At 70.2% G+C, this 14,090-nt stretch carries 12 protein-coding genes; 10 read left to right on the plus strand and 2 right to left on the minus strand.

The annotated features are described in order from the left end of the window. Window positions 1-78: 78 nt before the first annotated feature. Complete coding sequence (locus tag ACFV6V_RS10885) at window positions 79-1,014, minus strand: YhjD/YihY/BrkB family envelope integrity protein (protein WP_385562193.1); 936 nt, start codon at window positions 1,012-1,014, stop codon at window positions 79-81. A gap of 137 nt (window positions 1,015-1,151) precedes the next feature. Between ACFV6V_RS10885 and ACFV6V_RS10890 the strand changes: the two genes are divergently transcribed. From ACFV6V_RS10890 to ACFV6V_RS10935, 10 genes are all read left to right on the plus strand, one after another. Continuing rightward, a complete protein-coding gene (locus ACFV6V_RS10890; protein WP_385562196.1) occupies window positions 1,152-1,808 on the plus strand; it encodes a GAP family protein in 657 nt (218 codons plus the stop codon). 132 nt (window positions 1,809-1,940) lie between these two features. Then, complete coding sequence (locus tag ACFV6V_RS10895) at window positions 1,941-2,402, plus strand: DUF6325 family protein (protein WP_385562199.1); 462 nt, start codon at window positions 1,941-1,943, stop codon at window positions 2,400-2,402. 33 nt (window positions 2,403-2,435) lie between these two features. Further along, window positions 2,436-2,741 carry an SHOCT domain-containing protein gene (locus tag ACFV6V_RS10900; RefSeq protein WP_385562202.1) on the plus strand — a complete coding sequence of 102 codons (306 nt, stop codon included), beginning with the start codon at window positions 2,436-2,438 and terminating at the stop codon, window positions 2,739-2,741. A gap of 63 nt (window positions 2,742-2,804) precedes the next feature. Next, window positions 2,805-4,190 (plus strand): chloride channel protein, encoded by a 1,386-nt coding sequence (locus tag ACFV6V_RS10905; protein ID WP_385562205.1) that lies wholly within the window; start codon window positions 2,805-2,807, stop codon window positions 4,188-4,190. Between the two features lie 20 nt (window positions 4,191-4,210). Continuing rightward, window positions 4,211-5,125 carry a cyclase family protein gene (locus tag ACFV6V_RS10910; RefSeq protein WP_385562407.1) on the plus strand — a complete coding sequence of 305 codons (915 nt, stop codon included), beginning with the start codon at window positions 4,211-4,213 and terminating at the stop codon, window positions 5,123-5,125. A gap of 14 nt (window positions 5,126-5,139) precedes the next feature. Beyond that, window positions 5,140-6,732: a GMC oxidoreductase gene (locus ACFV6V_RS10915; RefSeq protein WP_385562208.1), complete on the plus strand. Its 1,593-nt coding sequence runs from the start codon at window positions 5,140-5,142 to the stop codon at window positions 6,730-6,732. A gap of 183 nt (window positions 6,733-6,915) precedes the next feature. After that, complete coding sequence (locus ACFV6V_RS10920) at window positions 6,916-7,710, plus strand: SDR family oxidoreductase (protein ID WP_385562409.1); 795 nt, start codon at window positions 6,916-6,918, stop codon at window positions 7,708-7,710. A gap of 88 nt (window positions 7,711-7,798) precedes the next feature. After that, window positions 7,799-9,307, plus strand: coding sequence for a cytochrome ubiquinol oxidase subunit I (locus tag ACFV6V_RS10925; protein ID WP_385562210.1), 1,509 nt, complete (start codon window positions 7,799-7,801; stop codon window positions 9,305-9,307). After that, the gene (locus tag ACFV6V_RS10930; protein ID WP_385562213.1) at window positions 9,304-10,356 is read left to right on the plus strand and encodes a cytochrome d ubiquinol oxidase subunit II; all 1,053 of its coding nucleotides are present in this window, start codon (window positions 9,304-9,306) and stop codon (window positions 10,354-10,356) included. The genes ACFV6V_RS10925 and ACFV6V_RS10930 overlap by 4 nt, the downstream gene beginning before the upstream one ends. 14 nt (window positions 10,357-10,370) lie before the next feature. Further along, window positions 10,371-12,134 carry a cation:proton antiporter gene (locus ACFV6V_RS10935; protein ID WP_385562412.1) on the plus strand — a complete coding sequence of 588 codons (1,764 nt, stop codon included), beginning with the start codon at window positions 10,371-10,373 and terminating at the stop codon, window positions 12,132-12,134. Here the strand turns inward: ACFV6V_RS10935 and ACFV6V_RS10940 are convergent. Next, window positions 12,131-14,014: a glycoside hydrolase family 15 protein gene (locus tag ACFV6V_RS10940; RefSeq protein ID WP_385562216.1), complete on the minus strand. Its 1,884-nt coding sequence runs from the start codon at window positions 14,012-14,014 to the stop codon at window positions 12,131-12,133. The genes ACFV6V_RS10935 and ACFV6V_RS10940 overlap by 4 nt on opposite strands. Window positions 14,015-14,090: the final 76 nt, after the last annotated feature.

Below are 14,090 nucleotides of genomic sequence, written 5' to 3' on the forward strand. Positions count from 1 at the left end.
GAAGCCGGTGTGCATCCGGTCCGAAGCCACTGCGCAGTCGGCCCGCAGCCGGTCCGAAGCCCGGGGGAGTCGCAGCGATCATGTCGTGGAGGCTTCCCGCCCGCCATGGCTCGGCTCCGGCGTACCCAGCCGCCGGGCCAGCCAGGGCTCGCGTGCCAGGACCGCCCCCGCCGTGATGCCGAGGGCGATGGCGACACAGAGCACGATCAGCCAAGACAGCATCGCGAACACCGGCCCCAGGGCCCCGTACTCCTCCAGGCTGCGGTTCAGCGCCCGGGGCATGTAGTAGCGGCTGGCGATCGACAGCGCCGTGGTGACGGCACCGGTCAGTACCGCGCCCGGCAGCAGCGGGAGCCAGCTGACGAGGCCGCCGAGCAGCAGGTGCTGCGACCACCACCACAGCAGGATCTGGGTGAGCAGGGTGACGGGGAGGGCCAGCCAGAGCCCGGTGCCGAAGCCCTCGCGTACCGGACCCTGCACGATCAGCACGGCCAGCCATACTCCGATCCAGGCCACCCAGCGCCATGGGGCGATCTTGACGCCCGTGCGCGGGATCAGCCAGGCCCGCTTGCACAGGCGCTGCATCGCGCGGCTGCACGCGGTGGCGGAGAGCAGCACGATCAGCGCGCCGATGACACCGGTCGCCTGGCGCAGGCCGTCGTCGTTCGCGGATCTGTACACATGCTCGAGCTGCTTCTGTGCCGGGCCGGTGAGCCCGAAGATCGCCTGTACCGAGCTGATGAGCTGATTGCGTACGGCTGAGGGCGCGAACGATCCCACGACGAAGAGCAGGGGGATCGCAGTCAGGAAGCACTGCGCCGCGAGCCGAGTGGCGGAGTCGAAGATGTTCACCGCGACCATACGGGCCGTCAGCCGCGTCATGACGGGGAAGCGCGCCTCGATCCGTGAGACCAGGGCGCGCAGGGACTCCCCGTACGCATGGAACCGGGCCGTCCACCACGCCGGGTGGGGGAAGCCCGCCCCGCGCCGCGGGGCGCTGCTTCCCGGGGGCATGGCTGCTCCTTCCCTGGGTCCAGGGTGGGGGACCGGGCCGGCAACGGCATCTCGGACCATGCGGCCCTGCTTTGCGGGGGCCATCGACCAGGGGTGACGATGAACGGGCGGGCCGATCGGACACAGAGAGGAGCGCCATGGTCCTCGACCTGCTCCTCATCGGCATCGGTATCACCCTCGATCCGCTGCCGATCATGGCCTTCGTCCTGGTGCTGTCGGCGCACAAAGGGATCTGGAAGGGCCTGGTCTTCCTGCTCGCCTGGCTGGCCAGCCTGGTCGCGGTGATCGCCGCCGTGCTGCTGGTCACCGGAGGACAGCCGCCACCGCCGAGGTCCCCGCCCTCGACCACGGGGCTCGCGATCAAGCTCGCCATCGGCGTCGGACTCGTCCTCTACAGCGTCCATCGGCAGCGCAGACATGGCGCCGAGCGGCCCCGGAAGAAGCAGTCGTCGTCCATGACGTCCAGGCTGGACCACGCCTCGCCGTGGTCCGTGGCCGGTCTTGCCTTCTTCCTGCAGCCCTGGGGCCTGGTCGCGGCGGCGGCGACCGTGGTCATCGAGGCCGACCTGTCCCATGTCGGCACGTATCTGATCCTGTTCGGCTTCTGCCTGCTCGCCAGCGCGAGCCTGCTGGCCGCCGAGCTGTACATGATCTTCGCACCCGAGGCCGCCGGGGTCCGCCTGAAGCGGCTTCGGGCCTGGCTCCAGCGGCACCAGGAGCCGGCCATCGTCTTCGGCTGTCTGCTGCTGGGGCTGTGGCTGACCGGCAACAGCATCTACCAGTTGACGAGCTGATCCCCGCCCGGACGGGGCCCGGGCCACCGCCTTGACCAGCGCCGCTGGCCGAAATGCGAAGCGTGCGGCCGAGTGCTGCAATGGCAAGCAGGGTGCCCCCCAGGACCGCCGGCGCGTTGGCAAGGAGTGGTCATGATCGATGACGTCGAAGAAATGGGACCCGTCGACTATCTGGTCGTGGAATTCCCCGGCAACCGTATGACGGGCGAGGGCCTTCCCCTGCTCATCGATCTGGCCGATCGCCAGATCATTCGCATTCTCGATCTGTTGTTCGTCAGCAAGGGTGCCGACGGATCCCTCACCGTCCTGGAGCTGTCCGACATCGACGGCGATGTGGATCTGACGGTGTTCGAGGGCGTCTCGTCGGGTCTGCTCGGCGAGGACGATCTGGGCGAGGCGGGAGCGGCCATCGAGCCGGGCAACTCCGCCGCCATCCTCGTGTACGAGAACACCTGGGCGGCACCACTCGCCCGGGCGATGCGGCGCAGCGGCGCCCAGCTGGTGGCGGGAGGACGTATTCCGGTCCAGGCCCTGCTCGCCTCGCTCGACGCGATCGAAGGCGACATGTCCGGGCAGGAAACCTCAGCGGCCTGATCACCGCACCTTCGCATCCACCGGGAGAAGAACATGCCAGGTCTCATCCGCGGTGTCGCCCGTACCGCCGTGATCGCGGGTACCGCCACGGCCGTGTCCAACCGTGTCTCGCGGCGCCAGCAGGGCCGCTGGGCACAGCAGGGTGAACAGCAACAGCAACAGCAACAGCAACAGCAGCAACAGCAGGAGCCGCAAGCCGGACCTCCGCCGACCGCGCTCACGCCCGATGACGAGCTGAGCAGCAAGATCGACAAGCTCAAGGAACTCGGCGAGCTGAAGGCCCAGGGCCTGCTCACCGAGGAGGAGTTCGCGGCCGAGAAGCAGAAAGTCCTCGCCTGACATCTGAACTCGAGCAGTTCGCACAACTCCAACAGCTCGGGGGGCCGGGAAGGGACGACCCCCATGACACAGCCGCGGCCCAGGGCTGCCGCCTCCGCCGGCGGCGCCCAGCCGGAGGAGGCGGACCGGCTGCGGGAGCTGCTGCGCACCCCGAGCTATCGCAAGACGCTGGTGTTCTCCGCACTGCTCGGCATCCCGGTGTCGCTCGTCGCGTTCTGGTTCCTCGTGGCGCTGCACGAGCTGGAACACCTCGTGTGGGACACGCTCCCGGAGGCACTCGGCTGGGCCATGCCGCCCTGGTGGTGGCCGCTGGTGCTGCTTCCGATCGCCGGTCTCGTCGTGGCATGGGTCGTCCTCCGGCTGCCGGGCGCGGGCGGCCATATCCCCGCGTACGGGCTCCAGCCGGGCGGCTCGACCTCCAAGGCGCTGCCGGGCGTGGTCATCGCGGCGGTGGCGAGCCTGCCGCTGGGCGCGACCCTCGGGCCCGAGGCTCCGCTGATCGCCCTGGGCGGTGGTCTCGCCCTGCTGTTCAGGGAACTCACCCGCGCACCCGCCACACCACAGAGCACCGCCCTGCTCGGGGCGGCCGGTGCCGCCGCCGCCATCGCGGCGATCTTCGGCAACCCGGTCATCGGGGCCGTGCTGCTGATGGAGGTCATCGGGGTCGGCGGCCCGCAGCTCTTCGCGATCATGCTTCCCGCACTGCTCTCCAGTGGGGTGGGCGCCCTGGTGTTCACGGGCTTCGGGCGCTGGACCGGTCTCGACACGGCGAGTCTGCGGCTGAAGGTGTCCGGCCCGTTCCCGCACCTGGACGCCGGGGACGTGCTCTGGGCGCTGCTCGTCGCCGCCGTGATCGGCGCGCTGGTGCACTACGTGTTCACGGCGGGACGGTATCTCGCCGCCCTGGTCGCCGCGCGTACGGTCCGTACGACCGTGCTGTGCGCGCTGGGCGCCGGAGTCTGCGCCGCCCTGTACACACTGCTCACCGACCGCTCGCCCGCCGACGTCGCCTCGTCGGGCCAGGCGGCGATGGTCCAGTTGTCCGCGCAGCCCCAGTCCTACGGGATCGCGGCGCTGGTGGCCGTCCTGGTGTTCAAGGGCGCCGCCTACGCCCTCTGCCTCGGCAGCCTGCGGGGCGGACCCGTGTTCCCGGCGCTGTTCTTCGGCGCCGCGGCCGGTGTGCTCGCGGCGCCGCTGCCCGGCCTCGGCTTCATCCCAGGCATGGCCGCCGGTATGGCCGCCGCTTCGGCGGCGGCTCTCAGGCTGCCCGTCAGCAGCGTGGTGCTCGTGGTGATGCTCCTCGGCAGTGTCTCGATGATCCCGGTGGTGATCCTGGCCGCCGTGGTCGCCTTCGTCGTCACCGAACTCCTGCCCGCCGGACCGGGGGTGGCCCCCGGCGGCGCGCCACCGCCGCAGCCGGAACCGGCACGAGCGCGGGGAGCGGCGTGAGCACACCCCCGCGCACCCACATGAGCCAGGACGCGTTCCGGTCCCTGTACGAGCGGCTGCGCGAGCAGACCCGGCAGGGCCCCGCCGACCGACGGGGCGCCCTGAACCACCTCACCCCGGACCGGGTCGTGACCGCGGCGGCCGAGATCCGCTCGGGGCGCTCGGTCTCGCTCGCCGCACCGGTCGAGACCAGATCCGGACCGGACAGCCCGGAACCGGCAGTCCACCGCATGACGGGCCCCGAACCGGGCGACCTCGGGGCCCCGGGCCTGGACTTCGCCCGCGACCGCTTCGCCATGAACGTGCACGGCGACTGCGACAGCCACCTCGACGCGCTCTGCCATGTCATCTACGACGGTGCGCTCTACAACGGCGTGCCCGCGTCCACCGTGACCCCGGACGGCGCCACCGCGCTCACCGTCGACATCGTCGCGGACGGGATCGTGGGACGCGGGGTGCTGCTGGACATCCCCCGGCTCAGAGGGGTCCCCTGGCTGGAGCCGGGCGACCAGGTGACGGCGGACGAGCTCGTCGCCGCCGAGGGGGCACAGGGCGTACGGACCGGGCCGGGGGATCTGCTGCTCGTCCGGGTCGGCCACCGGCGCCGGCGCCGCGAGACCGGACCCTGGGACGCGGCATCGGCCCGGGCCGGTCTCCATCCGCAGGCCATGGAGTTCCTCGCCGAGCGTCGGGTCGCGGTGCTGGGCAGCGACGGCAACAACGACACCGCCCCGAGCGCGGTGGAAGGGGTCGACTTCCCCGTCCACGTGCTGGCCATCCACGCCATGGGAGTGCACCTGATGGACTACCTGCAATTCGAGGAGCTCGCCCCGCTCTGCGCACGGGAAGGCCGCTGGAGCTTCCTGTGCGTGGTCGCCCCGCTGCGGCTGCCCGCGGCCACCGGTTCCCCGGTGAACCCGATCGCGATTCTGTGAGGACGGTGGCAGTCATGAACGGTTCCCCGCACGCTGACCACTACGACGTCATCATCATCGGCACCGGCGCGGGGGGAGGCACCCTCGCTCATCGCCTCGCACCCTCCGGAAAGCGGGTGCTGCTGCTGGAACGCGGTGACTACCTCCCGCGGGAGCGCGACAACTGGGACTCCACGGCCGTCTTCGTCAAGGGCAAGTACCGCGCACCCGAGTTCTGGTATGACAAACACGGCCGCTCCTTCCCACCCGAGGTCAACTACTACGTCGGGGGCAACACCAAGTTCTACGGCGCAGCGCTGTTCCGGCTGCGCCCCGAGGACTTCGGCGAACTGCGCCACCACGGCGGCATCTCCCCTGCCTGGCCGATCCGTTACGAGGACCTGGAGCCGTACTACACCCAGGCCGAGCACCTCTACCTGGTCCACGGCAGACACGGCGAGGACCCGACCGAGGGTCCGGTGAGCGGGCAGTACGCCCATCCACCCGTCGAACACGAGCCGCGCATCCAGCAGTTGAGCGACGACCTGGAGAGCCGCGGACTGCACCCCTTCCATCTGCCCATCGGGGTCAATCTGCGGCAGGACGAGCAGGGCCGGGCCACCCACTCCAGTGTGTGCATCCGCTGCAACAGGGTCGACGGCTTCCCCTGCCTGGTGCGCGGCAAGTCCGACGCCCAGGTGATCTGCGTGGAACCCGCTCTGGAGCACCCCAACGTCGAACTGGTCACCAACGCCCATGTGGTGCGCCTGGAGACCGACCCGACCGGGCGCAGCGTGTCCACGGTGGTCGCCACCCTCGGCGACGGCTCGACCGCCCGGTTGTCCGCCGATGTGGTCGTGGTCTCCTGCGGCGCCGTCAACTCCGCCGTACTGCTGCTCGCCTCCGCCAACGACCAGCATCCGGGCGGCCTCGCCAACAGCTCCGGCACCGTGGGCCGCCACTACATGCGGCACAACAACCTGGCGCTCATGGCGGTGTCCAAGGAACCCAACGACACCCAGTTCCAGAAGACCCTGGCCCTGCACGACTGGTACCTGGGCGCGGACGACTGGGACTACCCCCTCGGCGGCATGCAGATGCTCGGCAAGTCGGACGCCGAACAGATCCACGGCGAGGCACCGCGCTGGGCCGGGGCGGTGTCACCGAACATGCCCTTCGAGGTGCTGGCCCATCACGCCGTCGACTTCTGGCTGTGCGGCGAGGATCTCCCCGACCCGGACAACCGCGTCACCCTGGACCGGGACGGCGGCGTCCACCTCGCGCTGGACGAGGAGAACAACATCGAGGGCCTGAACCGGCTGAGGCACAAACTCCAGAGCATGCTGGGTCACCTCGGCATGCACGAGCACCACCTGCTGCCGCACAGCATCTATCTGCACAAGGGCATGCCCATCGGTGCGACAGCCCACCAGGCGGGCACGGTGCGCTTCGGCGACGACCCGGGCGGCTCCGCCCTGGACATCAACTGCAAGGCGCACGACCTGGACAACCTCTATGTCGTGGACACCAGCTTCTTCCCGAGCATCGGCGCCGTCAATCCGTCCCTGACGGCGATCGCCAACGCCCTCCGGGTCGGTGACCACATCACGGAGCGCCTGCGCGGTTGAGCCGCCCGGGGGAAGATCGGCCATCCAACGGCGCAACGGGCAGTGTGCCCGGCCCCCGGACGGGTGCCGCGGTGGTTCCGTGGCATGACGCGTGCCCGCGCAGCGGACCGCGGGACCGGAGTGACGTACCAGGGAGGCAGCGTGGATACCCATGCCAGCGCGGCACCGCAGGCGGTCGCACCCCTGCTGAAGGGGCAGAAGGCGCTGGTCACCGGAGCCAACTCGGGCATCGGCAAGGCCACCGCGCTCGCGCTCGGGCGCGCGGGCGCCGAGGTGGTCGTGAACTACGTGGCGGGTCGTGAAGCGGCCGACGAGGTGGTCGCGCAGATCACCGCGCAGGGCTCGCGCGCCACCGCCTACGAGGCGGACGTCTCCCAGGAGGACCAGGTCGTCGCCATGATGGGCCGGATGGTCGACGAGTTCGGCACCATCGACATCCTGGTCGCCAACGCGGGCCTCCAGCGTGACGCCGCGTTCACCGATATGACGCTCGCGCAGTGGCAGAAGGTCATCGACGTCAACCTCACCGGCCAGTTCCTGTGCGCCAGGGAGGCCACCAAGGAGTTCCTGCGGCGCGGCGTGGTGGCCGAGGTGTCACGTTCCGCCGGGAAGATCATCTGCATGAGCTCCGTGCACCAGCTCATCCCCTGGGCGGGCCACGTCAACTACGCCTCGTCCAAGGGCGGCGTGCAGATGATGATGGAGACCCTGGCCCAGGAACTGGCGCCGAAGAAGATCCGGGTCAACGCCGTCGCTCCGGGCGCCATCAAGACCCCGATCAACACCGACGCCTGGGACACCCCCGCGGCCGAGCAGGACCTGCTCAAGCTCATTCCGTACGGGCGGGTCGGCGAGCCCGATGACATCGCCCACGCAGCCGTCGCCCTCGCATCCGACCTCATGGACTACGTGGTGGGCGCCACGCTCTACGTCGACGGGGGGATGACCCTCTTCCCCGGATTCGCCACGGGCGGATGACACGCGCCCCCTCGCCCAGGCCGTGTTCGTGAACGAGCGCCGTCCGCCCGCAGGGCGGGCTCGCGGCGTCTGACCACCGAAGGCACATATGCACCACGCGGTCCACCTGCTGGCGGACGCCCGGCTGCTGGCCGACGCGCCCGCCCAGCTGCTCCCGGCCAGGGAGCTCATGGCATTCACACTGGCATCCCACATCATTCTGGTGCCGATGGGGGTCGCCTTTCCGCTGATCACCCTGATCATGCACTACCGGGGGCTGCGCACCGGCGACGCCGTCGCGCTGCTGCTCGCCCGGCGCTGGTCGGCTGTCATGGCCATCCAGTTCGCCGTCGGCGTGGTCACCGGGACCGTGCTGTCCTTCGAGTTCGGGCTGCTCTGGCCCGGCCTGATGGGCCGCTGGGGCGATGTCTTCGGCATCGGGTTCGGCGTGGAGGCCTGGGCGTTCTTCCTGGAAGCCGTGCTCATCGCCATCTACCTCTACGGCTGGCGCCGGCTCCCGGCCCGCACGCACTTCCTCCTCGGTGTGCCGCTGCCCGTGACCGCCCTGCTCGGGGCGTTCGGCATCATCGCCGCCAACTCATGGATGAACACACCGCAGGGCTTCACACTCGACGCCGAGGGCAACCCGGTCGACGTCAGCGTCTGGAAAGCCCTCTTCACCCCGATGTTCGGGCCCCAGTACTGGCACTTCGTGGTGGCGATGCTCGTCACCGCGGGCTATGCCGTCGCGGGTGTGTACGCCGTCGGCTGGCTGCGCGGACGCAGGGACCGCTACCACCGCCTCGGCTTCACCGTCCCCTTCACGGTCGCCGCGGTGTTCACGCCCGTGCAGTTCGTACTCGGCGACGCCATCGCCCGCGCGGTGTTCCACAAACAGCCCGTGAAGTTCGCCGCGATGGAGATCGTCTGGGAGACGGACACCCATGTGCCGGAGTACATGTTCGGCCGGCTGCATCCCGACGGCACCGTCTCCGGGGGCATCAAGATCCCCCAGCTCGACTCCATCCTCGCCGGGTTCAGCCCCGCCACCAAGGTCACCGGTCTTTCCGCGGTCCCCGCGTCCGACCGGCCCAACGCCACCCAGGCCACCATCGTCCACTGGGCTTTCGACATCATGGTCGTCATCGGCTCGCTGCTCGTACTGCTGGCGCTCTGGTACGCCTGGATCTGGTTCCGCAAGCGCCGACTTCCCACCTCGCGCTGGTTCTTCCGCAGCGCGGCGTGCGCCGGGGCCGCCTCCCTGATCGCGGTCGAATGCGGCTGGGTCACCACCGAGGTGGGACGCCAGCCCTGGATCGTCTACCAGAACATGAGGGTCGCCGAGGCGGTGACCGCGACCAGATCCACCAGCCTCTGGATCATGTTCGGGCTGGTGATCGTCGTCTACGTGTTCATCTTCGGCTCGTTCCTGGCCGTGCTGCTCGTGATGCGCACCCGTTGGCGCCAGGCGGACGCCGCGGCGGCAGGACCGACGCCTCCGGGCGGCGAAGGACCTGAAGCCCTCACCCCCTACGGTCCCCGGCCGGTACCGTCCGGCCGCGGCACCCCGGCAGGACACGGCGCCGTGCCCGGGGATGAACGAGGCGGCACTCCATGACGATCGCCAACATCATCGCCGTCGTCCTGCTGCTCGCGATCGCCGCCTACGCCTGCGCGGGGGGCACCGACTACGGCGCCGGTTTCTGGGACCTGGTCGCCGGAGGCACGGAGCGCGGCAAGCGGCCACGCTGGCTGATCGACCACGCCATGGCGCCCGTCTGGGAGGTCAACAACGTCTGGCTGATCTTCGTCATGGTCATCATGTGGACCGGATTCCCGGTGCTGTTCCAGACCGTGTTCTCGGCGATGTGGCTGCCCCTGGCACTGGCCACCGTCGGCCTGGTGCTGCGGGGCGCCGGGTTCGCCCTGCGCAAGCCCATGCGGCGGCTGTCCCGGCGTCGTCTGTACGGGGCCGTCTTCGCGATCTCCTCGCTGCTCACCCCCTTCTTCCTCGGCGCGGCCGTCGGGGGGATCGCCTCGGGGCGGGTGGCACCGGGCACCGAGGCCTCGGCGGACGCCTGGTCCAACCCCACCTCGGTGTTCTTCGGGCTGCTCACCATCGCGGCCACCGCCTTCCTGGGCGCGGTGTTCCTGCTCTCGGACGCCGAGCGTTTCGAAGCCCCCGACCTCATGGGCTACTTCAGGCTCAGGGCACTCGGCAGCCTGGCCGTCGTGGTGGTGCTCGGCGTGGCCGCGTTCGCCGTCACCCACAACGACGCACCACACGTCTGGCACGGACTGACCCATGGCGCGGGTCTCGTCTTCGTGGTGCTGGCCGCGGTGTGCGCGGTGGCCACCGCCGTACAACTGGGGCGGTCGTCCGCCCGCTGGACCCGCCCGGCGGCCGTCGGTGTGGTCGCCACGGGTGTCATCGCCTGGGGGCTCGCCCAGCGCCCGTATCTCATCCCGACCTCCCTGACCGTACGGGAGGCGGCCGGTGACCCGACCACCCTGGTCTGGCTGGCCTTTGTGACCCTCGTCGCCGTGCTGCTCGTCGGCCCCGCCGTGTACCTGCTGTACTGGCTGGACACCCATGGCGAACTGGAAGCGCTCGGTGACGCGGACCTGCGGCAGGGCGCTGCAGGGGATTCCGCCGACGGCGGCTGAGGGGGCGCCGGGTGCTGAGCGCCGACGAGTTCCTCCTCGGGATCGCGCTGACCGTGGTGCTCGCCGTGGGCTGTCAGATCCTGGCGAGCCGGCTGCACATCCCGGCGCTCATCCTGCTGCTGCCCGCGGGATTCACGGCGGGCGCGCTCACCGATGTCGTCCAGCCGGACAAACTGGCCCCGCAGAACTTCCCGTCCATCGTCTCGCTGTCCGTCGCGGTGATCCTCTACGACGCGGGACTCGGCCTCGAACTGCGCCATTTGAAGGGTCGCACCCGTTCGGTAGTGGCCCGGCTGCTGCTGCTCGGGGTGCTGATCACCTGGGCGGCGGTGCTGGCGGTGGGCCCGGTGCTGTTCAGCGTCCCGGTGGCCGTCGCGCTGATGCTGGGCGTCATCCTCGTGGTCTCGGGACCGACCGTGGTGGGGCCCCTGCTCGAATACGTCCGGCCGTCGGAGCAGGTGCGGCGCATCCTCGTCTGGGAAGGCACGCTCGTCGACCCGGTCGGCGGCATCCTCGGGGCGCTGGTGTTCCATTCGATCCTGGTCGGCGGCTTCCAGGTCGGAAAGGGCTTCCACGTCGGCGAGTTCCTCCTCAGTGCCGTGGTCGGAGTGGCCGGCGGTCTGGTCGGAGCCGCGCTGCTCTGGCTCGCCCTGGGCGCCCTGCGACTCGGCGAGACCCTCGGCACACTGGCCCAACTGGCCGTGGTGGTGGCGGTGTCGGCGGGCTGCGACGTGCTGCGTGACGACACGGGCCTGATCGCCGCCATCGTGGCCGGTCTCGCAGTCGCCAACCTCCGCGGACTGGACATGCCCGCCCGGCGCCCCTTCTTCGAGACCCTGGTCCAGCTGATCATCGGCCTGCTGTTCGTCTCCATCTCGGCATCCGTGGCACCCTCCGCCGTACGACCCGTGCTGCTGCCCGCCGTCGGCCTGATCGCGCTGCTGGTGCTGGTGGTCCGTCCCCTCGTCGCGTACCTGTCCACCGCACGGACCGGGCTGGACGGCGGGGAGCGGGCGTTCATCGGCTGGATGGCGCCACGCGGAATCGTCGCCGCCTCCACGGCCTCGGCCTTCGCGGGCAGCCTGGACGAGGCGGGGCTGCCCGGCTCGGAGGTGATCCTTCCCGTCACCTTCCTCGTGATCGTCGGCACGGTCCTGGTGTACGCGCTCACCGCGGTGCCCGTGGCCGGCCGGCTCGGGGTCTCCCGGTCCGCCCGGACCCGGCCGTTGCTGGTGGGCGGCGAACCCTGGGCGGTCGCGCTGGGCCGGTGCCTGCGGTCGGCCGGGCTCGACGTACTGATGTGGGCGGGACCCGAGGAGCAGCGGGAGCGGATCCGCGGCGCCGGACTCGCCCTGGCCCCGGGGGAGCTGCTGGCCAGCGCCACGGCTCCCGGCGCCCAGCTGGAGGGCGTCAGTGCGGTGTTCCTGCTCACCGATGACGACGACTTCAACGCCCTGGCCGCCGTCCTGGTGCAGGACAGTGTGGAGGAGCCGGTGCACCGCATCGGCCCACCGGCCGACAGCACGGGCGCCGTCGCCCCGTACACCGACCGCGACATCCTCTTCGGCCCCCACCTGCTGCGCCGAACCATCGCCGAACGCTACGGGCGCGGCGCGCGCTTCGTCCTGGGCGGACCCGGCGACGAGGTCCCGGCACAACACGACCTGCTGTTCGTGCTCCACTCGGACGGCCGCCTGACCCCGGCCACCGGGACGCACACGGTACGACCGGGGCCGGGGGACAGGTCTGTTCTGCTCAGCCCCTCACTCAGTTCCTAGAGGAACGCCCCCGCCCCTTCACCGGATTCGCGTGCGCCGTCCGCCTCGCTGCGGTTCAGCTCTCTGTCCAGGGTCAGCGCCGTGTCGATGAACGCGAGGTGTGTGAACGCCTGCGGGAAGTTGCCGAGTTGCCGGCCGGTCAGGTCGATCTCCTCGGAGTAGAGGCCCAGATGGTTGGCGTACGTCAGCATCTTCTCCAGCACCAGCCGCGACTGGTTCAGCCGGCCGGCCCGCGCCAGGGCGTCCACGTAGGTGAACGTGCAGAGCGAGAAGGTGCCTTCGGAGCCGCTCAGCCCGTCGGGTGACGCCTCGGGGTTGTAGCGGTAGACCAGGCTGTCGTTGACGAGCTCGCGGTCCATCGCGTCGAGTGTCGAGGTCCACATCGGATCGTCCGGGGTGATGAACCCCACCGTGGACATCCGCAGCAGCGACGAGTCGAGCACATCGCTGCCGTAGTGCTGCACGAACGCCTGGCGCTTGGGGTCCCAGCCCCGGGCCATGACCTGCTCGTAGACCCTGTCGCGCTCCGTGCTCCAGCGTGCCAGCGAGGCCGGGCGGCCGCTCGCGACGGCCAGTCGCAGGGCCCGGTCGAAGGCGACCCAGGACATCACCCGGCCGTAGGTGAAGTCCTGGCGTCCGCCCCGGGTCTCCCACAGCCCCTCCTCGGGCTGGTCCCAGTGGTCGCTGAGCCAGTCGAGGAGGGTACGCAGGGACGACCAGCCGCGGTGGTCGAGCTGGATGCCCCGCTCATGGGCGAAGAAGATGCTGTCGAGTGCCTCGCCGTAGATGTCCAGCTGGAGCTGGGTGGCGGCGCCGTTGCCGATGCGCACGGGACTGGAGCCCGCGTAGCCCTCCCAGTGGTCGAGCGTCTCCTCGACGAGGTCGGAGGATCCGTCGACCCGGTACATGATGTTCAGTGGGCACAAGTCGCCCGACCGGTCCGCCTGTTCGTGGACGCGGTCACGCAGCCAGCCGATGAACGCCGCCGCCTCCTCGGTGAATCCGAGGCCCAGCAGGGCGTACACGGAGAACGAGGCGTCGCGGATCCAGGTGAAGCGGTAGTCCCAGTTGCGTTCGCCGCCCAGTTGCTCGGGCAGTCCCGCGGTCGGCGCCGCCACCAGTGCGCCGCTGGGCGCGTAGGTCATCAGTTTCAGGGTCACCGCCGAGCGTTCCACCGCCTCACGCCAGCGGCCCGAGTAACGGGACTGGTGGAGCCAGGAGCGCCAGAACTGGACGGTCTCCTCGAACAGCTCGACGAACTCGTTGTGGGTGATGTGCCGTGGCGGTCCGTCGGCGAAGGTCTCGATGACGACGCCCCGCTCCTGGCCCGCGTGGAGGGTCAGCTTGAAGTGCAGGTCCTGGTCGTCGCCGAAGAACACGGGCACGAGGCGCACGTCCTCTGGCTCACGGACCGCGTGGACCGTCAGCTCCATCCCCTCGGCCTCGAACACGGCGCCCTTCTCGGTGAAGTGGAGCTTGTGCGGTTTGCGGCCGTAGTCGAACCGGGGGGCGATGTCCACGTCGAAGGTGAGGCTGCCGCGCACACAGCGCAGCAGGCGTACGAGGCGGTGCCGGTCGGTGGCGGAAGTGCCGGTCACCGGCATGAAGTCGATGACCTCGCCCGCGCCGCCCTCGGTCATGAAGCGGGTGACGAGGATGGCGGTGTCCGGCAGGTAGAGCTGCTTGGTGGAGTACGTCGTGTCCGTGGGGGTGACCTTGAAGTGCCCGCCCTTCTCGCTGTCCAGCAGTGCGCCGAAGATGCTGGGCGAGTCGAACCGCGGAGTGCAGTACCAGTCGATGGTTCCGTTGGTGGTGACCAGCGCAGCTGTCTGGAGGTCACCGATCAGACCGTGGTCCTCGATCAGGGGGTAGTCGCCCATCCTGAGCCCCTTTCGCCCCGGGCCGGGAGGCGGACGCCGTCCCACACCACCCCATCAGCTTAGACAATCGGGCCAC

Origin of the sequence: Streptomyces sp. NPDC059828 (assembly GCF_042731955.1) — a bacterium.
Lineage (GTDB): Bacteria > Actinomycetota > Actinomycetes > Streptomycetales > Streptomycetaceae > Streptomyces.

Bases quoted from the DNA above. Each gene is read 5' to 3' on its own strand.
- ACFV6V_RS10895 (WP_385562199.1), top strand. From the start codon at position 1,941: ATGATCGATGACGTCGAAGAAATGGGACCCGTCGACTATCTGGTCGTG.
- ACFV6V_RS10925 (WP_385562210.1), top strand. From the start codon at position 7,799: ATGCACCACGCGGTCCACCTGCTGGCGGACGCCCGGCTGCTGGCCGAC.
- ACFV6V_RS10890 (WP_385562196.1), top strand. From the start codon at position 1,152: ATGGTCCTCGACCTGCTCCTCATCGGCATCGGTATCACCCTCGATCCG.
- ACFV6V_RS10885 (WP_385562193.1), bottom strand. From the start codon at position 1,014: ATGCCCCCGGGAAGCAGCGCCCCGCGGCGCGGGGCGGGCTTCCCCCAC.
- ACFV6V_RS10900 (WP_385562202.1), top strand. From the start codon at position 2,436: ATGCCAGGTCTCATCCGCGGTGTCGCCCGTACCGCCGTGATCGCGGGT.
- ACFV6V_RS10930 (WP_385562213.1), top strand. From the start codon at position 9,304: ATGACGATCGCCAACATCATCGCCGTCGTCCTGCTGCTCGCGATCGCC.
- ACFV6V_RS10915 (WP_385562208.1), top strand. From the start codon at position 5,140: ATGAACGGTTCCCCGCACGCTGACCACTACGACGTCATCATCATCGGC.
- ACFV6V_RS10910 (WP_385562407.1), top strand. From the start codon at position 4,211: ATGAGCCAGGACGCGTTCCGGTCCCTGTACGAGCGGCTGCGCGAGCAG.
- ACFV6V_RS10940 (WP_385562216.1), bottom strand. From the start codon at position 14,014: ATGGGCGACTACCCCCTGATCGAGGACCACGGTCTGATCGGTGACCTC.
- ACFV6V_RS10905 (WP_385562205.1), top strand. From the start codon at position 2,805: ATGACACAGCCGCGGCCCAGGGCTGCCGCCTCCGCCGGCGGCGCCCAG.